The organism is Planctobacterium sp. AWM4_229, from assembly GCF_056160305.1.
Genome location: NZ_JBSWWX010000005.1, coordinates 96,335 through 119,747 on the forward strand (window position 1 = coordinate 96,335; position 23,413 = coordinate 119,747).

The window sequence follows — 23,413 nt, forward strand, 5'->3', positions numbered from 1 at the left end:
TATATCATTTAGTAATACAGTCTTGAGTTAAGGCTTAGCATCTTGTATAAAGCCGGGTTGCAGCCCCAGACGCCAGTACGTAACTTCTGCGACTGAGGAATAAAAATCTACAACAATAATTAAATCTTACAGGCAGAAATAAAGAATGAGTGAACCTATCCTCGACGCTTCATCTCCCCAGCACAAGGCGAAAGAGTTCTTTGGCCATCCCGCAGGTCTTCAGACCCTGTTTTTTACCGAAATGTGGGAACGCATGAGTTATTACGGCATGCGCATGTTATTGGTACTCTACATGACCGCAGCGCTTCAAGAAGGCGGTTTGGGCATAACCGTCGCAACCGCAACAGCAATCTATGGACTTTATACTGGTGCCGTATATTTTATGGGCTTACCGGGTGGTTGGTTAGCCGATCGCTTAATGGGTGGACAAAAAGCCGTTTTGCTGGGCGCTTGGGTGATCATGGCGGGTCACATTGTACTTGCCATTCCAAGTGACAAAACCTTTTTCCTTGGCTTAGTATTGGTGGTTTTAGGAACCGGATTACTGAAACCTAACATCGGTGCATTGGTAGGAATGCTCTACAGCGCCGAGGACAAACGTCGGGATTCAGGTTACACATTGTATTACATGGGGATCAATTTAGGTTCCATATTTGGTTATTTTTTGTGTGGTTGGTTGCAAGTTGAGTACGGTTATCATTATGCCTTCGGGGCAGCCGCTGTTGGTATGGGGATTGGTATTATTCAATTCAAAAAGACTGCAAATCGCTTGAATGGTGCCGGAGCGAAGCCATTAGAACCACTTTCCGAGAAAGGACGCAAGACAGCGTTTACTTCAATCGGTATTTTTCTCAGCCTCTTAGTGTTAACCATTCTGGCTTTGATGACAGGCGCCATGACCATCGACCCTGTCGCAGTAGCGCAATACGTTGTTACGATAATTACCATTGTTTTCCTGGCTTATTTTGGCTTCATCTTTTTCACCGGTAATCTCAACTGTAATGAAAAGCGCAGCTTAGGTGCTTTGTTTTTAGTTTGTATTGCGTCTATCTGTTTTTGGGCGGGTTTTGAACAGGCTGGCTCTTCATTAAACCTTTTTGCCCGTGATTATACCGACAGAATGCTGGGGACTTTTGAGATCCCAACTGGTTGGTTCCAATCACTCAATTCCATATTCATCATTACCCTATCGCCGTTTATTGCAGCACTTTGGATTAATCTTGCAAAACGAATGATCACCCCTTCATATGGTGTAAAATGCGCTTTAGGTTTAATTATTATGGCAACGGGTTTTATCGCCATGTTTTTTGCTGCTCAGTTGGCAGCATCGGGTTTAAAAGTCGCGCCTTATTGGTTGGTCGCCACTTATTTCTTGCACACAGTGGGTGAACTGTGCCTTAGCCCGGTGGCTTTGAGTGCTGTGAGTAAATTGTCGCCTAAGCGTTTTGCCGGTCAGATGATGGGCGTTTTTGTCTTAACCTATTCAATCGGTAACGTGGTTGCAGGTCTGTTGGCAGGCAACTTTGACCCTGAGAATGTCGCCGAAATGCCTAATCTGTATCTTCAAATTAGTTTTTTTAGCATTGCAATTGGAATAGTCATCCTGCTTCTTACGTTTAAGACTAATAAGTGGGAAAAGTTGGCAGAAAAATAACCCAATCTCAGTGGTTATTGAAAAAGGCTTCCACAGGAAGCCTTTTTTGTTTGTTTGAAAACAAATTGTAGAGATTTTTCAACAGAAATTGGGGTAGAATGCGCGTTGCTTCAGGCGATGTCATATTTACGTCAAAATGCACGGTTAATAAGTGGTATACACCGATAATTAAGAACAGGACTGGATTCGAACTCACATGCTGGAAAAAAGAGTATTATCGATATTTTTAATGTTGCTCGTTTGGGCAACTGCGTTTGCTGTCAATGCTCAACTGTCTCAAGCCCCAACAGCGCAACAATTAGAGCAGTTTAAACGTTTACCTGCAGCCCAACAGCGGGCGCTAGCGCAGCAGCTAGGGATGGATTATTCGATGATCCAAGGATACCTTGGAGGCACGGCTAATCAAACTCAAAATAATATCGATACTAACGAATCGACAGTTTTTCCGCGAGGCACTGAGTTTGATGAATTCGGCAATCCGGTAAGTTACACCGACCCCATAGCCAAATTCCTGGAAATTGAAGAGCAGGAGCTAAAACCTTACGGCTATGATCTTTTTGCAGGAAGCCCATCAACTTTCGCTCCGGCTACTGATACCCCTGTACCAGCTAACTATTTATTAGGGGTAGGTGATACGCTCGATATCCAGATTTATGGTAAGGAAAACAAAAATTACACCCTTCAGGTAGACAGGGAAGGGCTCGTAGTTATTCCTTCCATGAAACCATTAAAAGTGGCGGGTTTGACGTTCAGCGAAGCTAAAAATTATATCTCCTCAGAAATCTCTAAGTTCTTACTGGGAGTAGAGTCGCACGTTAGTATGGGGCAACTGCGCAGTATGCGTATTTTCGTCTTGGGTGAAGCATATAAGCCTGGCGCCTACACAGTCAGCTCGTTAACCACCATGACGCAAGCCTTGTTTTTAAGTGGTGGAGTTTCGGATATCGCTTCTTTGCGCAATATTCAATTGAAACGCGCAGGACAAACTATCTCTAACCTTGATATCTATGATTTGCTGACAAACGGCAACACTAAAGATGACGCTTTGCTTCAACCAGGCGATGTAGTTTTTATTCCCACCATAGAATCTTCGGTTACTATTAAGGGCAATGTCAGACGTCCTGCCATCTACGAGCTAAAAAACAATACCTCTTTTGAAGATGCGATCAATCTTGCGGGGGGATTCGCATCTGATGCTTACAAGGGGGCGATAAATGTACAACGTTTTTCAAGTGGTGCCATAACTCAGCTCACAGTCAAAGCCTCAGATATGAATAGTCCTGTAGAAAGTGGTGATGTTATTGATGTGTCTGGGGTGTCTGACAGTCTTGATAGTGCCGTCACTTTGGTGGGGGCCGTGGCGAGACCAGGTCCTGTGCAATGGTACGAAGGATTAAGGCTGAGTAATTTGATCACCAGTCGTAAAAAAGACCTGTTGGCAGAGGTTGATCTGGATTACGCCTTAGTGCTTAAGGACTATCAGACCGGCGAAAATCTGCAAATTAATCAGTTCCGTCCCTCCAGGCTATTGGCGGGTGATGCAACACACGATTTTGCATTAGATAAAGAAGATATCATCGTATTTTTCTCTCAGGTTGAGTCTACCGGATTGGGGGGCGACGATATCCAGTCCTTGGCGCTCACTAAGTCGGGATTAAAAGAAAAAGAAAAACAAGCGTGGAAAGATCGTATAGAGGAGAGACTTTTCTGGCAGCAAATTGGTTTTGATTACCAATCTGCTGAGTTGGATGAAGATGAACTGTTAGATAGTGAACAACAAGCTTTGAACAACGAGCCGTTAATAAAGCTCACTCAATTGGAAGTAGAGAATCTCGGGAAGTTCTATGATAGCACTGCATTTTCCCGCACTCGTTTGTTAGCTCCCATCATCGAAAAGCTGAGAGTGCACGCCTCTTTTGAACGTCCTCTGCGCATTGTTGAAGTTTCCGGTTCCGTGCAATATCCTGGTTTATATCCATTGCCTGACAACGGCAGTTTACGAGACGTTTTTTTAGCAGCTGGTGGCTTGTCTGAGTCAGCGTTTGCCCAAAGCTCCGAAATCACTCGTTATTCGCAGAACGGTACGGGTGATTTAAATGTTCAGAACATTCAATTTAGCCCACAAGAAGTGATGGCGGGAGTTAATACAATTGAGCTCGAGAGCCGTGATCGCATCAATGTATTTCGCAACCCGGAGTGGCAAGAACAACTCACGGTGGAGTTAAAAGGCGAAGTGACTTTCCCTGGCACGTATACCATCAGTCGCGGAGAGACGCTGTCCAGTGTATTGGCGAGAGCGGGTGGTTTGACCGAATATGCCGATGCCAACGCATCGGTTTTCTTGAGGAAGTCTTTGCGTAAGCAAGAGGCCGATAACCTGAGAAAACTCACTCAGGATCTACGTAAGGAAATTGCCTCTGAAGGTCTCAGGAAAGACAGTGGGGCAGGCTCTCTTGTAAGTTATTCAGAGATTCAAAAGCTGCTAAAAGATCTGACTAATGTCAGAGCGTTGGGACGCTTGGTAATCGATCTTCCCGGTCTCATTGCTCGCCAGGAAAACGATTTGACTCTGGAAGATAGAGATGTGCTTGTGGTGCCAGGTAGAAATAATACCGTTAATGTTATCGGAGAGGTATACGTCCCCACCAGTCACCTCTACAAGCAAGGTTTGTCCTATGAGGAATATGTCAGCCTGAGTGGGGGCTATAAAGGTTTAGCGGATGAAGAACGTACCTATATTATCAAAGCTAACGGCTCGGTAGTCGTGCCACAAAGAGGTGGTTTTTGGTATCAAAGCAACGGCAACAGTGATTTCACCATACAACCGGGAGACACGATTGTTGCGCCCTTTGATAGTAGTTACGTTGATAACTTAACCCTGTGGACCAGTGCATCGCAAATTATGTATCAGTTTGCTGTAACTATAGCCGCGGTTGGCAGTTTATAGGAGTTTGGAGTGATTTCAGTAACTACAATATTCACTTTACTATTGGCTTCTGTTGCGTGTTATGCCGCGATTAAATTAGTGAAACCTTTCGCTTTAAAGGTGGGCTTAGTTGATATCCCTAATCATCGCAAAATTCATTCAGGTGAGGTTCCTCTGGTGGGGGGGATAGCTGTATATTTAGGCGTGCTAACTTCAAGCTCGGTATTATTGCCACAGGGGCAAATCGTCAATATTTATTTAATCTCTTCGGGATTAATTGTGCTGCTCGGGGCACTTGATGATTACAAGGATTTATCTGTGGGCGTGAGAATCATCGCTCAAATTCTGATTGCCTCTTTGATGGTGTACGGTGCGGGGCTGCATCTAATCGAATTTGGCGATATCTTATTTGGATTCAGTACTCATCTTGGCTGGTTTGGTTATCCCTTGACTATTCTGGCAACCATCGCGGCAATCAATGCGTTCAATATGACTGATGGTATTGATGGGTTAGCGGGTATGTTGAGTTTGGTGGCATTTACAGGCATCGCCGTACTGATGTTGTTCGGGGGTGAGCCGTTATTTATTTTACCGCTTATATTATCCGCTTCGATTGTCCCCTTTCTGTTTTTTAATTTGGGTCTTGTCGGGGGAAAAGCTAAGAAAATCTTTATGGGCGATGCCGGCAGTATGTTCGTCGGACTTAGCATTGTCTGGTTGTTGGTAATTGGTAGCCAGGGCGAGACAACCTCATTCAGGCCGGTAACCGCATTGTGGCTTATTGCTGTACCTTTCCTTGATATGTGTGCCATTACTATAAGGCGTATCATCAAAAAACGTTCTCCTTTTCAACCCGACAAAGAACATTTGCATCATATCGTGATGCGATTGGGGTTATCTGCGAAATCCGCTTTGGCGTTAATTACTTTCGTTTCTTTGGTATTCGCTGCATTTGGTTTATGCGGAGAATATTATCGATGGCCAGAGAGCTTTATGTTCGTGATGTTCATGCTGGTGTTTGTTTTGTATTTTTATGCCCTCAAACACGCCTGGAAAGTGAGCAAGTTTATTCGCAAATACATTGCCCCCAAGCTCATATCCAATTAGTCTGTTATTCAGTTTTTGTTAATCGTTGCACTTTAAGATGTGTCACAGTCTTATGAGGAAGTTTATGAAAGTTAATTCCGGTTTTACTTTAGTAGAGCTACTGATCGTGATCGTGATCATTGGCTTGTTGGGTTCACTTGTGGCGCCAGAGATGTTTTCTAAGATTGGTAGTTCCAAACAAAGCACTGCCAAAGCCCAGATGCAGATGTTTGAAACCTCACTGGATACTTATTATCTGGACGTGGGTGATTATCCGTCGAATTTGGAAGAGCTGCGCAGTAGCAGTAAACCCGGTTGGGATGGCCCATATATTCGCAAAGAAATCCCATTAGATCCTTGGGGCAATCAATATCAACTGCAGGTACCCGGGGAAAGTGGTAGCCCTTATGCCATCAAATCTTTGGGTAAAGATGGCCGCGAAGGCGGTGACGGTGAGAATCAGGATATCGTTGTAAGCGGATGAATCTGGAAAAGTTATTACTTGAAGATTTTCAAGTCTCCGAGATAGATCTTGAAAAAGCCAAAAATTATCAGCAAAAGTTTGGCGGTAGACTGGAAAAGCTCCTGGTTAACATGGGCAGTTTGTCGGAAGATGTTTTACCGCAGTTGTTTGCAAAACTGTTGCAGCTGCCACTATGGCAGCCTGAATTAGCATTTCCGGAAGATTATCAAATTCCAGCCTGGAGTGAGAAACTCGATCTTGCTTACCTTTCCAAACAGGGCTGGATCCCCCTAAACAACGAATCTTGTTTCCTGTGCAGTGACCCACTTGATTGGGAGATTAATCAGTACTTTCTTAACGAAGGGATTGAGCCACAATGCACAATCGCTGCTAAAGAGTTTGTGGAAGCGGCAATAGCTGAAAAGCTAGAAGTTAGTGCTCCAAGTGAAACGCAAACTCTAAACGAGTTGGAAGAGGACAGGCTAAGAGAACTGGCCTCAGAGGCTCCCACAGTAAACCTGTTGAATAGTTTAATTGCCAAAGGACTTAAGATTAAGGCTTCGGACTTACACCTGGAGCCCGTTGCCGGTAAGTATCGCATTCGTTATCGAGTTGATGGTGTATTAAAAGACGATGGAGTATTACCCGCGGCCTTAAGCTTACCTGTGGTATCGCGTATTAAGATCCTGTCCAACATGGACATCGCCGAAAAGCGTCGTCCGCAAGATGGCAAAATCGAAACCAAAATTGCCAATGTGGAGTTAGATATCCGTGTATCTGCCTTGCCGCTGAACAAGGGCGAGAGCGTGGTACTGCGTTTCTTGCGCAAAGATTCTGTTACCTACGATATGGATGTATTGGGTATTGCACCAGACACGAGAGCTAAAATCACGCAGGACTTAAAATCCACCGCGGGCGTTATTTTGTTAACCGGTCCGACGGGAAGCGGTAAAACCACCAGTTTATATACCTTTCTCAATGAGTTAAATAGCGACCAGGTGAAAATCATCACCCTGGAGGATCCTGTGGAGTACCAACTTGAGGGTATAAATCAGGTTCAGGTGAACGCCGAAATCGGCTTTGATTTTTCTGCTGGTTTGAGAAGTATTGTTCGTCAGGATCCGGATATTATCATGTTGGGTGAAATTCGAGATCAGGAAACGGCGCGCATTGCCATGCAGTCAGCATTAACCGGACACCTTGTATTCTCAACAGTGCATACTAATGATGCACCCAGTGCCTATACGCGTTTGGTTGACCTAGGGGTAGAGGAGTTTTTACTTAACGCTGCAATTATTTCGGTGATGGCGCAAAGACTAGTGAGAAAAGTCTGTCAACATTGCGCAGTCGTGGACGAAAACCCGGAGTTTCAGGAGCGCTTGAATATCAATGACCTGCTGGATAAATTCGCGGTTACCGCGCCGAAGTTTGTTAAAGCAGTGGGGTGTGACGCTTGCGACCACAATGGTTATAAAGGTCGTATGTCCATTATGGAATATCTACCTTGTGATGATGCTATCCGCGCAATGGATAAAGATAGTTATTTCATTCCAGAAGCGCGTGCTCACAACAAGGCATTAGGGAATCGCACTTTGTTGGAAGATGGTTTGTTAAAAGCTGCGAATGGGCTGACCACCGTTGATGAAGTACTGAGAGTGTGCTCCTGATGCCAACGTTCAGTTATAAGGCTTACGACAGTGATGGTCACATCATTGAATCAGAGTTGGACGCTGCGAATTTGGAAGGAGCCAAAGCCGCGTTAGCAAAACAGAAGTTAATGGTGTCTGCGCTCAAGGAAAAGCGCGCTGGCAATGCCATAAATTTTCCGTGGCAGAAGAAAACCGTCTCACTAGACGACCTGGAATTTATCACCTCTGAACTTGCCATTTTATTAAACAGTGGCGTTAAAATTGATAAAGGTTTGAGCATTATTGCGCGCAGTAAAGGGCAAGGGGCGACAGGACAGTTGATCGCTGAAATACTGGCGAATTTAAAAGCCGGTAAAGGCATTGCAGAGTCTTTTCAAACCAAAAAGGAAGTGTTTGATTCTCTGTACATCAACTTGATTGCCATTGGTGAAAAGTCGGGTCGATTACCCCAGGTTTTTGAAGGGCTTGCCTCCGATCTCAAGTTTAAAAAGGCCCTAAAAGCCAAAGTTACTCAAGCTTTGACCTATCCCACTGTTATTTTAGTGGTGTGTATCGCCTGTTTGCTTTTTGTGTTCAATTATATCGTGCCGCAAATGGGATCGATATTTACTGAAGGTGATGAACTGCCTATTTACACTGCCATCCTAATCGGCGCCAGCAATTGGATGATCAAATATCAATTGTATGTATTTTTAGTGGTTGGCGCAGCTGTTGGCTTTTGTATTAAACAAAGAAAGTCGGCAAAGTTTAAAACGCTGTGGTCAACCTATGCTTTGTCTTTTTGGGTGATTTCCGATTTGGTTAAACAGGTGGAACGTATTCGATTTAATTCCTCAATGTTTCTTATGTTGGAAGCCGGAGTCAAAGTAGATACGGCTATTGGTTCGGCCACAAAAAATGTGGGTAATAGCGTTATCCGAAAGAGTCTGGAAATCGCCAATGAAAAGATTAAAAAAGGTTACGGTGTAGCAGAAAGTTTAGCTAAGACACCCATTTTCCCTATTTTTTACGTTTCGTTACTGGAAGTGGGAGAAGAGAGTGGACAGTTACCTACGGTTTTCCAGGAAATTGCTTCTCGCTCTAAGTCTGAGTTTGAAAGCTGGACCGACAAAGTAACAAGTATGCTTGAGCCGCTTCTCATTCTGGTGATGGGGGGGATTGTAGGTAGTGTGGTTATTACCATGTTATTGAGCGTTGTATCTGTCAATGACATCAACATTTAACCATTGTCGTGGTTTCACGTTGGTGGAATTGCTTATCGTTATGTCAATTACCATGCTCGCCACTGCGCTAGTGGGGGGGATGACCTTAGATAGTGTCAAAAAATACCAGCGCAAAGCAGAAATTCTCGAACTACAGCAAATATTCAGAAAAGCCAGTGACATGGCCTTTATTGATGAATCTCATATTGATATTGTTTTGCAAGGTAACAAGCTGATCCTCAGTCGTAGTGGTGCAATGAAGCAAGAATTTCAGTTTGAATATATTCACTTTTACCAACAAGTGATCAATATCAATCTCTTAGGAGTGCAGTCTGCATCTCATGTCACTTTGGTTACCGGCTCTGTCACCAGACAAGTAAGCATTGTTGGGGGATAAATGATATCTTTCCGTAGGTCAGGGTTTACATTATTGGAAGTATTGGTCGCCAGTTTTATCTTGTTCCTTGTGGTATCTACTGCCTCAATAGTTTTTAGTGGCGCTGTTAAATCTAAAGTGAATGCTGAAAAAGCAGCGCTTGCACATGGTTACAAGCCCTTAATTGCTGAACATATCGCCACCTTCATGAAAATGGGGAAAACTTCAGGCAGAGGGAGTTTCCTGGAAGTAAATTATGCGTGGTCTGCAAAATCACAAAGCCAGAAGCCAATCGTCTCGCTTTACAATGACCTCAATGGAGCCGAACCCGGTCAAAGTCAATCCAGTGGGACAGGCAAAAAAGCAATCCTTTGGTTGGTGACTGTAACCATGGAAGGCTCTGAAGCCTTCAGCTTTAATGTGACGACCTGGTCATGACTAAACATTCATCATCACAAGGGTTTACTTTAGTTGAAATGTTGGTGGCTATGGCCATCTTCATGTTGGTGATGTTTATCGGTACTTACGCTCACGGGTTATATTCTAAATATTGGCACAATGAGTTGGGTAGCTTCACTGAGAAGATGCAGCTGATGAAAGCGGTGAATGGTCTTCACGCCTTTATTCGCAACACTCAACCCTATGTACTCAAAGGGGGAGATAAAGGCGCTTACTTTTATTTTGAAGGCGGTAAATCCGTCATCAGAGCGGTTACGCAACGTTCTTTGGCGGATCCCGACGTACCGGCTTTCATGGAAATTAAAGTGGAACTGGATAAGGAGACATCACTTTCTTCCATATATTATCGAGAGGCCCCCATCAAGCAAAAACCGGTGCAGACTGAGAGTGATATTGGCAAATTTGGAGAGAGCACTCTTTTACTGTCAGGGCTAGATGATGTGACATTTGAGTATTTTGGGGTGGCGAATTACGATGATTGGGTTAAACGCGACCAACAAGAATCCTCAGAAAGTGCTAGATGGTTTGGTTTTTATAGTGGTAAAGATACCTTGATAACGCCGGAAGTGGTAAAGCTCTCAATCACTCGCCATGGTGCCAAGTCGGAACTTTTAATACCTGTGCCACAATTTAACAGAAAGCAACTTGAGTTTTATTTAGCAGATATGAGCGAGTTGTAAATATGATAAAAAAACAAAAAGGCGTTGCGCTCATTCAGGTTTTACTCATCTCTTTCATGTTAATAGTATTAACCGTGCAATTGAGCAAAGAAAGTCGCGAGCAAGTGAAAACCGCTATCGCGCTGAAACAGCGAAGTGAGAAATTGATCGCCGCGATTTCAACCATTGAACAAAGCAAGTTTGCTTTATTAACTGAAGCGCGAGAGCCGTTTATCTCACTGCCAGGAGGAAGCAAGATTGGCTTCTTTGGCGAAAGCGTTAAACTTGACAGCGAAGTGCAGTTGGCGTTTCAGGATGAGGCCGGTTTGCTTTCCCTACCTTATTCCGAGGATGTTTTACTGCAGTGGTTGGATGGTCAGCAGAATTTGTTAGATGCGGTAAAAAAATGGCAAGGAACAGCGCAGGTCAGCTTTAATAACAGTGGTGTGCGGGATGGATTGATGCCTTATGTGGCAGAAGTTCGATTTTTACCAGGATGGGATGGTGTCGATTTGTCAGTACTGACACATCTACCTACCGCTTATTTTTCTCTGGTTAACGCCCCGCAAAAACTGATCGAAAAAGTTTACGCTAATCAAGCTACTGGGCTCATCGGCGCCCGAAGAGACGGTAAATTGACGGCATCGTATTTACGTGGTGCATCACTCAATGTAGACGAAACGTTGCTGGTATCGGAGCCAAGTGAAACCACACGCGTCGAGGTTGCAGTGGGTAAGGATAAAAAACTAACTCGTAGCAGAAAGTTTTTTGTTGACCCCGATAGTTTTACACCCATTCTTGAACTGGGCCATTAATGTGCATTCAATGATAACAAATTTAATAAAAAAACGAATTTACTGGTATTGCGACAATGTCGTGTATCGAGTATGTGAATCGGGCTTTATAAAGGTTGAGCAAGAAGAGGTTACAGATTGTCGATATGCTCTGTGTATAGTTTCCCGCAAGCACTACAAAGAGACCTATAAACAGTATCCAATAGTAGACAGAGCTGATCTCAATGGGATCATCAATAATGAATTTCCGGATAACGCAATACGCTTTGTGCATGAAAGCTCTGATCACAACACGCTAGTTAAAGTTTGGACACCGGATGCTAGTGTTTGCGAGTTTCTGACAAATGCTCAATCTGTCTGGGTGCCAGAAACCATAGTATTGGAGGCTGGTACGGTGGATGGCGAATTGGTCAGTTATCAGCTTTCCCAACACCAATTGTTTTTATTTAAACAAGGGCCTCGTGTTTATTCCACGTTGAGCAAAGGGACCTTTTCCGCACCAAACAATTTTCTGCTTTCCATTGGCGCAGATATTGATGCTAAAACTGTGAGTAAAGATGAAACCCGCTTAGCCACGGATTTGCTCACAGGCATCTTCAACATTAGAAAAACCTTGTTTGTGCCAATCATGAAAGCACAGATGTGGGGGGCATACCTGAATAGTGCGTTTCATTGGCCCTCTGTGTTGCTCGGAGTATTCGGAGCTGTGGCTCTTTATATAGGTGCCAACTTTGCTTATCTGAATATGATGGAAGGGTATTTCCGAGATAAAATTGAGCAGCAACAGCTACACTTGTTTGTCAAAAAAGAAAAGCAACTGGAAAAACAAATCGCTTTGCTTGAACAAGTGCAGGCCAGTGGCAGCGGGGCATCGGGAACAGAGTATATTTGGGAGTTAGTAGCGCATCTGGTGAGCAATGATATTTCCGTATTGAGGCTTCAGCGAGAAGGCGGAGACCTTACCGTGCGACTAGAGGCAAAGTCTGCTGCGGAAAGCCTGGAATTCGTGCAATCCTTAGCGTTTGTGGCAAAAGCACAACTCGCTAGTTCGGTGGCGAGGAGTCGTGGTAATCAGCGGTTTAATCTGGATGTTCAATTTGGGCAAGGAGGTACAAATGAATAGGCAGCAGATATTATTGGCCATCGTAGCGGCGTTGCTGGTGGTTAGATTTTTGCTATACCCAGGATTTGCTATCTTAGAAGAGCTTGAAGCCGAAGTGGATACCCTCAGCGCCAGGTATCAAAAAGGCGAGAGCATGCTGAATTCTGCTGAACAATTAGACAAAACCCTTGCTGAGGTTAATCAGTTGCTCGGTGCACAAAAATCTGAGTTTCCATCCTATCAATCTCAGAAAGCCGCCACGTTGCAAATACAGAAACGACTTGATGAGTTAGCCGAGCAGCACGATGTGACTTTTGAGAGCCAGGAATGGGTTAGTCACATCGAAGGACTGCCCATGATCTCTACTATGGAGCTTAAAGTGGATGCTAACCTGGAAGACTTTGTCGGATTTCAAACTAGCCTGGAAAACCTGGGCGAGGGTATTACTACCAGTCAAGTAAGGCTTCAAATCAAAAAGCAGATCCTCAGACAAAAGAGGTTGGGGGATGTTTCTGGCACTATGGTTTATCAATTTTATTATGTAGCCGAGGGTAACAATGGTTAGAGCTTCGCATACTGCATTCAGTTTTTTACTCATCATGCTGGGCTTATTGTTGTTTGATTTTGTACCCAATTTATTCTCTGGTGTTGAGAGCAGTATTACACCTCGCGAGATACCTGCCGTCCAAGGCTTACATTCAGGAGATAGCCTTGGTGAGAAGCCAGAGTTTGAATCTAAGATGTCGATTTTTGATGAATGGTCAAGAAAGAAAAACTCTGAGCGTGAAGACGAGGCTGCGCGACGAGCAGCAAATGCTGCTAAAAGAAGTCCAAAGATTGATAAAACCATCAGGCCGTATTTTCAGAAGTTTGGCGAAGATTACCAAATTGGATTATCAGGCTTGTTTTTTGAACAGCAGCCCTTTGCGGTTGTTAATAAAATTAAATTTGCTGATAAAGCATCAACCTATCATAGATTGCAGGCGGGAGAGGAGCTTGACGGTTACAAGGTGACAGAAATTAATGCCAAAGGCATTACCCTTGACAATGGTCAACAAATAATCAGCCTAATTTTGTTTAATAAGGAGAGTAACGGTGTTTAAACGCTCCCACTCAAAAAAAATCACAACATGTACATTATTTTTACTGACATTGGCTGGTTGTCAATCTACGCCAGAGAACACTGAGCGGGAAAAACACAACATAGCAAGTTCCTACTTGAAAGATACGGGTGATGTTTCTGGTTTATCAAATGATTATGGAAAGCAAATTGAGGGAATTCGATTACGTCAATCTGGTTTTGACTTATTGGAAGTACTCGAACGCAATAATGAGTTAACGATTGATCGCTTTTCAAGTGCATTGCCCAGCCTGGATGATAAATCCGTGACCATGGCGGCCAATGATTTACCGATGGAGCAGTTTCTGCACTACGCGTTTGGTGAAATTTTAGGGATTAATTATGTTCTCTCTCCCGAGCTAAAAGGCGATAAAAACAAAGTTACCTTAAATGTTCAAAATGCCTTGACCAAACCGGAAGTGCTAAAACTGATTTCTGCGGTGCTAACCCCCATGCAGATATCGATTGATTTTAATGAGAATACCTTTTTTATTCAAAAAAGCACGATGGCCAAAGCGAAGGCACAAATCGGTATTGGCCGAACGGCATCTTCGGTTCCGCAGTCAAATGAACAAATATTGCAAGTTGTGCCCATAAAGTACGGCATCAAAATATCGCTGGAAAGAACCTTATTGCAGCTTACCGATGCCACCATAAGCCCAGACTTTCAGCAAAACGCATTGTTTATCTTGGGTAAACGTCAGGATATTTTGCGAGCCTTGGAACTTGTTAGTTTGTTGGATGTGCCTACAAATCGAGGTAAATATATAGGGTTACTTACCTTGGAGTACATCAGTTCTGAGTTGTTTGTACAGGAAGCGGTAGAGCTACTGGAAAATGAAGGGGTTCCCGCGGGACTTTCCGGCGATAAAAGCAAAGTGGTGTATTTTGTACCATTAAGCCACATTGGGGCAATTGCGATTTTTACTGGTGAAGAAGATCATCTCAATCGTGTGCGCTATTGGGCGACTATATTGGATCAACCTTCCAAAGGCGAAAATGCCCAGTACTTTATTTATAACCCGGATTATGCCAGAGCCTCTGATTTGGGGAACAGTATCAGTGGTTTGCTATCTTTACGTACAGGTGTATCACCATCACCAAGGGCCGGAAAAAACAATGCCAGTACTGGTGCAGGTGCCGATGCACTTCGCAGCGAATCCGTCAATTCAAACGTTTTAAATAGCTCGGATATCTCTTTTGTTGTGGATGAGCGCAGTAACTCGCTGATCTTCAGTACAACCGGGACTCATTACCTCAAGCTGCTGCCCTTACTCAAGCGCCTGGACACCCTGCCAAAACAAATCATACTGGATGTGATGATTGCGGAAGTAAGTTTAACGGATGATTTCAAATACGGTGTTGAGTTTGCGCTGCGCAATAGTGACCGATTCAGTATTTCCACATTGGGTGCATTCAATGCCAACGGTACTGGAGGGATTTCGACAGAGTTTCAGGATTTGGATTTTGTCGGTACTACTCAAGCTCAGGTGGCCGCCTCGTTCTTTCGTGGTAACACGGCGGTTAATATAGTATCAAACCCTTCTTTGTTAGTGCGCGATGGTACGAGTGCCACAATTAATGTGGGCACAAACTTCCCTATTCAGACAGCTGTAGCCAGTGAAGGGGTAACCAGTACCAATATCAGTTATCAGAAAACCGGAGTGACACTCACTGTGACCCCCACAGTGAATGCTCAAGGCATTGTGATCATGACTATTAATCAAACCATTAGCAATGCCCTAAACGCTGAAGCCACTGCCAGTGCACCAACAATATTTGAACGCTCTTTAAAAACAGAGGCAGTAGTGGAAAGTGGTAGTACCGTGATATTGGGGGGGTTGATAAGTGAGAACACCACCAATGGTGAAAATGCGGTGCCTATCTTGAGTGACTTGCCTATTATTGGCAATGTCTTTAGGGGGCAGAATGACAGCTCAACCAAAACCGAACTGGTAATGGTAGTTACCCCTAAAGTCATAGAAAGCTCAGAACAATGGGACAAAATCATATCGGATTTTCAAAGCGGTTTAAGAAACATTACAATTGAGAACTAGTCGACTGAATTTATTTGAATTTTTAGTTGACAATATGTAGTCACTCAATAAGAATTATATCCGGTAACAGTGGAGGGCAAGAAGCCTGAAGCTGGAATCCTTAAACCCTAGGTAAAATTAAGGAATAGGAACGGAGCTAAACACACTCTAATATTTAGCTCCCAATTTCATGAAATTGGAGAATTGATATAATGAATTCAATCTTTAAAAAAACGCTAATTGCTGCTGCTGTAGTTGCTACTGCTTCTGCAAACGCTGGCACCATTACAACTAATGGTTTTTCTTCTTCTTACATCACTGGTGCTGATTATCCACTGATTTCTGCTGAAGGTTTCGATATCGCTGAAAGCATCGATATCGGTGCTGGTTCTGGCGAAATCGATGTTATCTTCACTGCTGGTTCTAACGCACAGTACGACGAAGAAACAACTTTGGTATTCACTATCTCAGGTGCACAAGCAAGCACTTCTGATACTCCAACGTTGACTAACACTGGTACTGCTGGTTCTGACTTCACTTGGTTGTCTACAGAGAATGATGCAGATACTAACACTGCAACTATCACTTTCCGTTTGGATTCTGCTGGTACTGTAGCTGAAGCTGGTGAGTCTTTCGCACTTGATAACCTGACTCTGTCTGGTATCACTGGTGCGGTTTCTGTATCTTCTTCAGGTTTCTTCGGTGCAACTGTAACTCCGTTTGACGCTGCGGCTTCTAACGTTGTTGCTTACCTTGCTTCTGAATTCGCTGTTGTTGCAGGTACGGCCCTTAACGGTGTAATCGACGTTGAAGAAGAGCGTAAAGAGTTCACTGGTGGTACTACTGACGCGTTCACTATCGACGCTGAGTTCGGTGCAGACCTTTTAGGTACTACTTCAACTGGTGCAACTTTAACGTTCACAGGTTCAGACCTTTCTTTCATGCGTGACGGTGACGGTAACCTGGACAGCGACACTTATGCTTTGACTGGTACGAGCGTTTCAGAAGACGAAGACGAAACAACTTTGTCTGACGACAACACTACTTTCACTATCAGCACAACTGCTGGCTTGACTTCTGGCGACGACAACTTGGGGTTAACTCTGACTGTTGACGGTGCTGACGACGACGACGCTGAAGTATTGGCGGCTCAAAGCTTCTCTGCTGCTGTTGAGTTAGGTTACAGCTACACTGTTGGTTCTACTACCAGTACTGATGAACTGACTGTATCTGGTCTTTCAGCTGGTTCATGGGCATTAAGTGGTGCAACTGTAAACATTCCATTCATGCCTTACGGTTCTGGTATCTCTCAAATCATTCACATCACTAACGACGGTTCTGTTACTGGTGAGATTGAGCTGACTGCTATCGACAGCCGTGGTGAGTCTTACGGTCCAGTTACTCTGAATGTATCTGCTGTTGCTGGTACAGTAACTCGTCTGAACGGTGCTATCCAAACTGCTCTGACTGACGCAGGTTTCGCAGGTTCTGGTAACGTTGATATGACATTGACTGTTAACAGCCCGAAAGCTGACATCGAAGTATTCGCCGCTTACAACGTACGTGGTGACCGCATTCAAGTTGGTCTTTTCACTGACTAATTTAGTTTAGTTACTAAGCAAAAGGCGAGTTTTACTCGCCTTTTTTGTGTCTGATATTTACTGAACTCAACTTTTAATATTCAAGCTTTATGAGTAATCGAATAAATCTTTTCTTTGTATGTTTCGCTGTTGTTTGGGTTACCATTGTTTTTTCTTCCTCTTTCTCGGCACCGTTTTACCTTGATGATTTCGAATCAATCGTCAATCATATGGTATTGAGGAACTCCCCTACATGGGCAACCATAGCTGAGGTTTTTACCTTTCGCGAAATCACCTATTTTAGCTTTGCGCTGAATTTACAATGGTTGGGCGAAGATCCCGTAGGTTTTAGAGTTATTAATCTGTTATTGCACTTCATTAATGGTGTGTTGACGTATTTGCTTATACGTTTGCTGCTGACACACTTCACAGTAAATAAGAGCCCCAAACGCTTGCGCTATACTGCATTATTTTGTGGCTTGTTGTTTGTGGTTTTACCGCTGAATTCACAGGCCGTTATTTATGTGGTACAGCGCGGGGTATTGTTAGCTTATTTGTTTGCTATGCTGGCGTTTATCGCATACCTACAATGGCGCTTTAACAGCACAACTACACTTAGAAAATTATTCTTTCTTACGCTATTTCTGGTTGCTGTGGTCGCTGGCCTTATGTCCAAACAAAATTTCGCCACCCTGTTTCTTGGAGTTTTTGTTTTTGAGGCACTTCATAAAAAGGGTGTTTTAAACGGATATGTATCACAGCTGATAATTGTTTCCCTGGGGGCGTTATTTAGCTTTTTACTAGCAGATTTTCTATTCAGTATGAATTTATTGGATAAGTTCAACTCCTTTACAAACACAACTACCATGACTCAATGGCAATACTTTACACATCAGTTGTCGGTATTGTGGTTATATAGCTATAAGTTTTTTATTCCCCATCCATTGTTATTGGAATATGAGCCGATACTCAATACATGGTCGGACTCAGCGACCTGGTTAGCATTTATTGGACATATAGTCGTGATTGGTGTGGCTGTCGCAAAACGCGATAAAGCGCCTTTACTGAGTTTCGCCATTATGCTTTTTTACGCGCTGCATAGTGTGGAATCTAGCGGCTTGATTGTGCTAGATGATTTGGCTTTTGAGCATCGAACTTATTTACCCAATCTGGCGCTTCTGCTTGTTGTTGCTCATGTACTTATTACAAGCAAAGTGCCTTCTAAGTATATAGTAGTAATATGTGGCGGGATATTGTTGGTGTTCTCCCAGGTGACTTATCAGCGTGGCCAACTATGGAGCGATAAACTAGACTTTTATCGTAATGAGCTCACTCATACCTTTCAAAATCCAAGGGCCTATTCCGCGGTAGGGGTTTATTATGCCGAGAGAGGGCGCTTGCAAAAAGCTGAAAAATGGATGCAGATGGGATTACAGGTAAGTGAAGAAATTGGTAAGGTTGAAGCGGGTGCCATTACATCCTACATGAAAGTTTTGTATGACAACGGCAAAATCGCCACAGCAAACCGTTTCGCTGCAGTCGCTCTTAAAGAAATTGATAATCGTAAAATAAAAGCCAGGATATTTATCGTCATGGCTGAACAGAAAATAAATCAGGGTTACTGCAATATGGCAGAAGGGTTAATCGAGCGCGCCGCAAGACTGGATCCTGAAAATGCAGCCGTTCCCCTTTTGCAGAAAGCGTGTGGCCTGTGAAGGTATTGCATATAGGGAAGTACTTTCCACCACGATACGGTGGTATAGAGACATTCATGTCACAACTTATGGAAGAGCAAGCAAAGAGCGGCATAAATGTTTCTGCATTAATACACGCAGACACATTGCAATCAGAAAATGGATGTTACCAATGGCAAGGTTGCAAAATTTATGAGGTTAAATCATTTGGGCAACTGGTGTTTGCACCAGTCGCCCCTTTGTTCCCTGGCAAGTTAATTAAGGCGATCAGGCAGGAAGAGCCGGATATATTGCATGTGCACATGCCAAACTTATCGGCTTTTTGGATCTTATTTATAAAGCGCTTTTTTTCCAAAAAAGCAAAAATCATCATTCATTGGCATGCAGATGTGCTAGGCTCTGCTCCAACCAGACTTGTGCGCTTGTTTTATCCGTTTTACAGAGTTTTAGAATCCTGGATGCTAAAAAAAGCGCATAAGGTTATCGCTACTTCTCCACCTTATCTTCAAACCAGTGTTCCACTGCAACCTTTCGCAGATAAATGTGTGGTTGTCCCTCTAGGTATTAAACTACAAGAATTTGATATTCGTAGTAAAACGTTTTTTAGTGATGGCGCACTAAAGCTTTGCATGATTGGCAGGCTTTCTTACTACAAAGGGCACTCGCTGGTGCTGAAAGCGTTGAGACAACTGAAAGAAAAGAATATTTCTGTGCATTTAGATGTTATCGGTGACGGAGAGCTAAAAGATAGTCTCCACGAAGAGTGTTCGATGCTGGGGATTAGTGACATGATTACCTGGCATGGCAGTGTCGGAGAGTCTATTAAAGAAGATGTTCTCAAAAAGTCTCATTTACTTTTGTTGCCCTCATTAGAACGTACTGAAGCATTTGGGGTGGTTTTATTGGAAGCTGCTAATTATGGTGTGCCAGCCCTGATTAGTGATGTAGAAGGATCTGGGATGAGTTATGTTGTGGAAGACGGGTTAACCGGAATAATTACAAAAGCTTCGAACTCAGAGAGCATCGTGCAGTTGATATTGAATCTGGCTAGTGGAAAGAAGTTGATAGAATACAGTGCTAATGCTTATGCAAAAGTTCTATCCCACTTTGATATCAAAGCTGTCTCCACCAAGATAAATAAACTTTATACAGGCATCGGTAATGAATAGTGCTACATCGCAGCCTAAAAGCGCCGTTATGTACGATTTCCTGCAAGTGAAAGGAGGGGCAGAGGCAGTGACACTCGATCTCTGCAAACACTTCCCCCAAATGGACTTGATAACCGGCTGGATAAACAAAGCGTGTTTTGAATCCTTACCCATAGAAGCAAGCAGAGTTACAGAATTAACTTTAGCAACTTCAATGCAGGGATGGCAAACCATTAAATGCGCAAAAGCGTTTATGCAAAAATGCCCGAATTTAAGCGATTACGATAGCGTTATTTTTTCAGGTAGCAATGCGCCCTTGGCCGCATTAAATACCACTGCAAAGAAGAACATATATTACTGTCATACGCCTCCAAGATTTGTATATGACTTAATAGATTATTATTTAGACTCAGTGCCTATATGGCAGAGGCCGGCGCTAAAGGCTCTCATCAATTGGTATAAGCCAAAATATGAGCAATCACTTGAAAAAATGGACGTAATTTTGTGCAACTCAAAAAATGTCCAGCAGCGATTGAAGAAGTATCTCAATGTAGAAGCCGAAGTTGTCTATCCACCAGTGAATATTGAGCGCTTTAAATATATTTCTGATGGGGATTATTTTCTTTCTACAGCAAGATTAGAGCCCTACAAGCGCGTAGAAACAATAGTAAGGGCATTTATGGCAATGCCTGATAAAAAGCTGGTAGTCACTTCAGGCGGCTCACAGGACAGCTATTTACGACAACTCGCCAAAGGTTACCCAAATATCACTTTTACAGGTTGGGTCTCAGAAGAAGAGCTAGCTAGGCTGGTAGGCAATTGTCTTGCAACAATATACATCCCCAAAGACGAAGATTTTGGAATGAGCCCTGTTGAGTCGATGGGGGCGGGGAAGCCTGTAATTGGGGTTAATGAGGGAGGTTTAACTGAGACAATAGTTGATGATGTAACCGGAATTTTACTTGAAAACTCTGATGGTAACTCTTTGATAAATGCGGTCGAATATTTGATTAAAAAAAAGAACGAGGTTGATTATAGGTATCAATGCCAAGAAAGTGTTAATGTTTTTAGTCAAAGTTATTTTTGGAAGCAATTAGGTAAGCATCTTTAAGATTTATTAGTATATGTAAAAGTCAACTTCTTATTTAATGATTTAGTCTAAGAAATAAACTGTGAACCCCCATTTTTAACCCAAGTTAAAAGTAGAGATTAGGCTGCCATTAGAGGTGATTTGCCTCTATTGGCTTTGTGTGGTCTCTGATGGTTATAAAATCAAAGCCATTGTGTTGTATACTCCTGTACTTCTTCCAATGAATCAAACAGGTGCTTGCTCACCTAGCTGTATCTTTTTGCTCGGTTGTGCCACTCAATGTAAGCGTTTTGTTGTGGCTTACCTGGCTGGAGTAATCTATCCTTATTTCGTGTTTTTTAGCCCATTGTGTGAACTTATGGCTGATGAATTCCGGTCTATTATGATAGCGTGTGACCAGTGGCTTTTCACCTCACTCCAGTAATTGATTGAGGCACCGTAATACTTGTATTGAAGGCTGGGAGAACCCAGCTTCAATACAAGTATAATCATCAATGACGTTTAATACTTGATAGCTCAGTCCGCAAGACAACTGGTCATGCATAAAATCAATCGACCATACATGATTCGACTTAATTGTCTCTTTGAGTGGATTAGGCACATTACGCTTTAAACGTCTTCGAGGCTTTATTCGTAGATTTAAAGCAAGCACACAATAAATACGATAAACGCGTTTATGGCTCCGGTTCAGGGGAAAGGTCATCGGAGTTCCAGTTAAAGTCTTTGATGTATAAAAAACGGGTAGCAAAGTCCAGATAATCTTATTTTCTGGACCAATAAAATGAGACTGAATACTGTGATTAAATGTAAATATATGCTTTTAAGATTAGTGTAAATGCTATAGTATCAACCGCCTTGGAATGGTGAGGCAAGCATAACTGAGAATGGAAAACGAAATACAGCTATCATCGCAAAAGAGTCAACAAAACTACCAAAGCGACGAGATCGATTTATTACGGCTGATAATGGATATTGTTGAGCATTGGAAGTCGTTATTTTTAAGTGTAATTATAGGTGCGTTGATATCCTTTTTACTTGCATCAACTATCCCCACTAAGTACAAAGTAGTTGCACATATTGCACTCCCGAATGAGGGTGATGTCGCAGTAATTAATAATAACTCGTTAATTAACTTGAATGCACAGCAACTATTTACTCGATATTTAGACACGTTAAACGCATCCAACAATTTTACTGAGTTTCTTCTGTCTAGTGGAACTATAAGTGCGTTGTATCCTGAGTCAGAATTAACTGATACTATACTAGCGGTTAATCTGGGTGAAGAGTTGTCATTTCAGAATTTCACTCGTACAGACGAACCTGGTGAAGCTACTGCTTTCAAAGTTTCAATTTCATTAACTCATTCTAAAGAAAAAGAAATAGTTGCAATTATTAATGAGTATTTGTCATTCACTTCAGAGAAGCTTTTAGATGACTTGAAAGCGCAATCACAGACGTTAAAAATGAGTAAAATTAATCAGCTTAAACAACAATTAGCTGTACTAAGGGAATCCGCTAAAGCTGAAAGATTAATGGAAATTGAGCGGATAGAACAGAGAAATGCTCTTGAATTGCGGAAGCTCAGTCAGCAAATAGAGGTAATGGTAGAAAAAGCCAAAGAAGATAGGTTGGTTGAGATAGCCACCATTGAGGCGAAAAATGAGATAGCAATCCAACGTTTGAATCAGCGCTACCAACTTCTTGTGGAAAAGAGCAAAAAAGATCGTGAAACACAGATAGCTGAAGCAAAAGACGCCCTTAAAGTGGCTCAACGGCTCAATATTAAATTGCCAACGCCAGTGACTGAGTTCCGAGAAGCCAGGGAAGGTGATAACTCTACCAATATAAACTTAACTGAAAACACTACCCTTCCACTGTACCTTATGGGTACTGAGTTTCTTGTGGCTCTTATAGATTCGTTGGTCAATCGAACAAACGACGAAGTTTATGTTAAAGAGCTATCTGAAATTTCTATGGAAATTCAACGGTTAAAAGATGATAAGCGTTTGGAACGATTAAAAAATCAGACTGAAGATTATTCGTTATTATCCGATATTCCAGAGATAAAAAGAAAAATGGCTCTTCTCAAAAATGATAAAGATCTAGAGTTTTTGAAAGAAAGAGAATCAGATGATCTTTACATCGAAGACTTACCGCGCATCTTAGCGGATATCAGAAAACTTGAACAACAGCCTATGGTCCTGGAATCAGTGGAGCCAATAAGAATTACCAAATCTGCATTTGCTACAGGCATTCCCATCAAGACCAATAGAAACTTGATTATAGTACTTGGGATATTGATAAGTGTGCTTGTTGCGCTGATAGTAGTGCTGGTTGGAGCCGGAATTAAGAGGCGAAGGCTCAATTAAAGGTAA

19 protein-coding genes and 1 pseudogene are annotated in these 23,413 nt (G+C 42.8%); 19 read left to right on the forward strand and 1 reads right to left on the reverse strand.

Annotated elements, in window-relative coordinates; translation table 11 throughout:
* Positions 1 to 145: 145 nt before the first annotated feature.
* From ACXAGP_RS12145 to ACXAGP_RS12230, 18 genes are all read left to right on the forward strand, one after another.
* Complete coding sequence (locus ACXAGP_RS12145; RefSeq protein WP_475261679.1) at positions 146 to 1,654, forward strand: peptide MFS transporter; 1,509 nt, start codon at positions 146 to 148, stop codon at positions 1,652 to 1,654.
* 196 nt (positions 1,655 to 1,850) lie between these two features.
* Positions 1,851 to 4,601 (forward strand): SLBB domain-containing protein, encoded by a 2,751-nt coding sequence (locus ACXAGP_RS12150; protein ID WP_475261681.1) that lies wholly within the window; start codon positions 1,851 to 1,853, stop codon positions 4,599 to 4,601.
* 9 nt (positions 4,602 to 4,610) lie between these two features.
* Positions 4,611 to 5,687 (forward strand): UDP-N-acetylglucosamine--undecaprenyl-phosphate N-acetylglucosaminephosphotransferase, encoded by a 1,077-nt coding sequence (wecA, locus tag ACXAGP_RS12155; RefSeq protein WP_475261682.1) that lies wholly within the window; start codon positions 4,611 to 4,613, stop codon positions 5,685 to 5,687.
* A 64-nt stretch (positions 5,688 to 5,751) separates the two neighbouring features.
* Positions 5,752 to 6,150 (forward strand): type II secretion system major pseudopilin GspG, encoded by a 399-nt coding sequence (gene gspG, locus ACXAGP_RS12160; RefSeq protein WP_475261683.1) that lies wholly within the window; start codon positions 5,752 to 5,754, stop codon positions 6,148 to 6,150.
* Positions 6,147 to 7,796 (forward strand): GspE/PulE family protein, encoded by a 1,650-nt coding sequence (locus tag ACXAGP_RS12165; RefSeq protein ID WP_475261685.1) that lies wholly within the window; start codon positions 6,147 to 6,149, stop codon positions 7,794 to 7,796. The genes gspG and ACXAGP_RS12165 overlap by 4 nt, the downstream gene beginning before the upstream one ends.
* Positions 7,796 to 9,001, forward strand: a complete 1,206-nt coding sequence (locus ACXAGP_RS12170) for a type II secretion system F family protein (RefSeq protein ID WP_475261687.1) — start codon at positions 7,796 to 7,798, stop codon at positions 8,999 to 9,001. The genes ACXAGP_RS12165 and ACXAGP_RS12170 overlap by 1 nt, the downstream gene beginning before the upstream one ends.
* Positions 8,985 to 9,377, forward strand: a complete 393-nt coding sequence (locus tag ACXAGP_RS12175; protein ID WP_475261688.1) for a type II secretion system protein — start codon at positions 8,985 to 8,987, stop codon at positions 9,375 to 9,377. Before ACXAGP_RS12170 ends, ACXAGP_RS12175 begins: the two co-directional genes overlap by 17 nt.
* On the forward strand, positions 9,378 to 9,794 hold the full coding sequence (locus ACXAGP_RS12180) for a PulJ/GspJ family protein (protein WP_475261689.1): 417 nt from the start codon (positions 9,378 to 9,380) through the stop codon (positions 9,792 to 9,794).
* Positions 9,791 to 10,495, forward strand: a complete 705-nt coding sequence (locus ACXAGP_RS12185; RefSeq protein ID WP_475261690.1) for a pilus assembly FimT family protein — start codon at positions 9,791 to 9,793, stop codon at positions 10,493 to 10,495. Before ACXAGP_RS12180 ends, ACXAGP_RS12185 begins: the two co-directional genes overlap by 4 nt.
* Positions 10,496 to 10,497: 2 nt before the next feature.
* Positions 10,498 to 11,289 (forward strand): hypothetical protein, encoded by a 792-nt coding sequence (locus tag ACXAGP_RS12190; protein WP_475261692.1) that lies wholly within the window; start codon positions 10,498 to 10,500, stop codon positions 11,287 to 11,289.
* Between the two features lie 10 nt (positions 11,290 to 11,299).
* The gene (locus ACXAGP_RS12195) at positions 11,300 to 12,391 is read left to right on the forward strand and encodes a hypothetical protein (RefSeq protein WP_475261693.1); all 1,092 of its coding nucleotides are present in this window, start codon (positions 11,300 to 11,302) and stop codon (positions 12,389 to 12,391) included.
* Positions 12,384 to 12,935, forward strand: coding sequence for a hypothetical protein (locus ACXAGP_RS12200; protein WP_475261694.1), 552 nt, complete (start codon positions 12,384 to 12,386; stop codon positions 12,933 to 12,935). The genes ACXAGP_RS12195 and ACXAGP_RS12200 overlap by 8 nt, the downstream gene beginning before the upstream one ends.
* Positions 12,928 to 13,473 carry a hypothetical protein gene (locus ACXAGP_RS12205; protein WP_475261696.1) on the forward strand — a complete coding sequence of 182 codons (546 nt, stop codon included), beginning with the start codon at positions 12,928 to 12,930 and terminating at the stop codon, positions 13,471 to 13,473. Before ACXAGP_RS12200 ends, ACXAGP_RS12205 begins: the two co-directional genes overlap by 8 nt.
* Positions 13,466 to 15,547, forward strand: a complete 2,082-nt coding sequence (locus ACXAGP_RS12210) for a type II secretion system protein D (RefSeq protein ID WP_475261697.1) — start codon at positions 13,466 to 13,468, stop codon at positions 15,545 to 15,547. The genes ACXAGP_RS12205 and ACXAGP_RS12210 overlap by 8 nt, the downstream gene beginning before the upstream one ends.
* 191 nt (positions 15,548 to 15,738) lie before the next feature.
* Positions 15,739 to 17,127 (forward strand): hypothetical protein, encoded by a 1,389-nt coding sequence (locus tag ACXAGP_RS12215; RefSeq protein WP_475261699.1) that lies wholly within the window; start codon positions 15,739 to 15,741, stop codon positions 17,125 to 17,127.
* A gap of 533 nt (positions 17,128 to 17,660) precedes the next feature.
* The gene (locus ACXAGP_RS12220; RefSeq protein WP_475261700.1) at positions 17,661 to 18,821 is read left to right on the forward strand and encodes a tetratricopeptide repeat protein; all 1,161 of its coding nucleotides are present in this window, start codon (positions 17,661 to 17,663) and stop codon (positions 18,819 to 18,821) included.
* Positions 18,818 to 19,969, forward strand: a complete 1,152-nt coding sequence (locus ACXAGP_RS12225; protein ID WP_475261701.1) for a glycosyltransferase — start codon at positions 18,818 to 18,820, stop codon at positions 19,967 to 19,969. The genes ACXAGP_RS12220 and ACXAGP_RS12225 overlap by 4 nt, the downstream gene beginning before the upstream one ends.
* Entirely contained in the window at positions 19,962 to 21,059 is a 1,098-nt protein-coding gene (locus ACXAGP_RS12230; protein ID WP_475261702.1) for a glycosyltransferase, read from the forward strand. Before ACXAGP_RS12225 ends, ACXAGP_RS12230 begins: the two co-directional genes overlap by 8 nt.
* Before the next feature lie 98 nt (positions 21,060 to 21,157).
* On the opposite strand, the pseudogene ACXAGP_RS12235 reads toward ACXAGP_RS12230, so the two are convergent.
* Positions 21,158 to 21,720, reverse strand: a pseudogene (locus ACXAGP_RS12235) (integrase core domain-containing protein); the annotation flags it as partial.
* Between the two features lie 202 nt (positions 21,721 to 21,922).
* Between ACXAGP_RS12235 and ACXAGP_RS12240 the strand changes: the two are divergent.
* Positions 21,923 to 23,407: a Wzz/FepE/Etk N-terminal domain-containing protein gene (locus tag ACXAGP_RS12240; RefSeq protein ID WP_475261704.1), complete on the forward strand. Its 1,485-nt coding sequence runs from the start codon at positions 21,923 to 21,925 to the stop codon at positions 23,405 to 23,407.
* Positions 23,408 to 23,413: the final 6 nt, after the last annotated feature.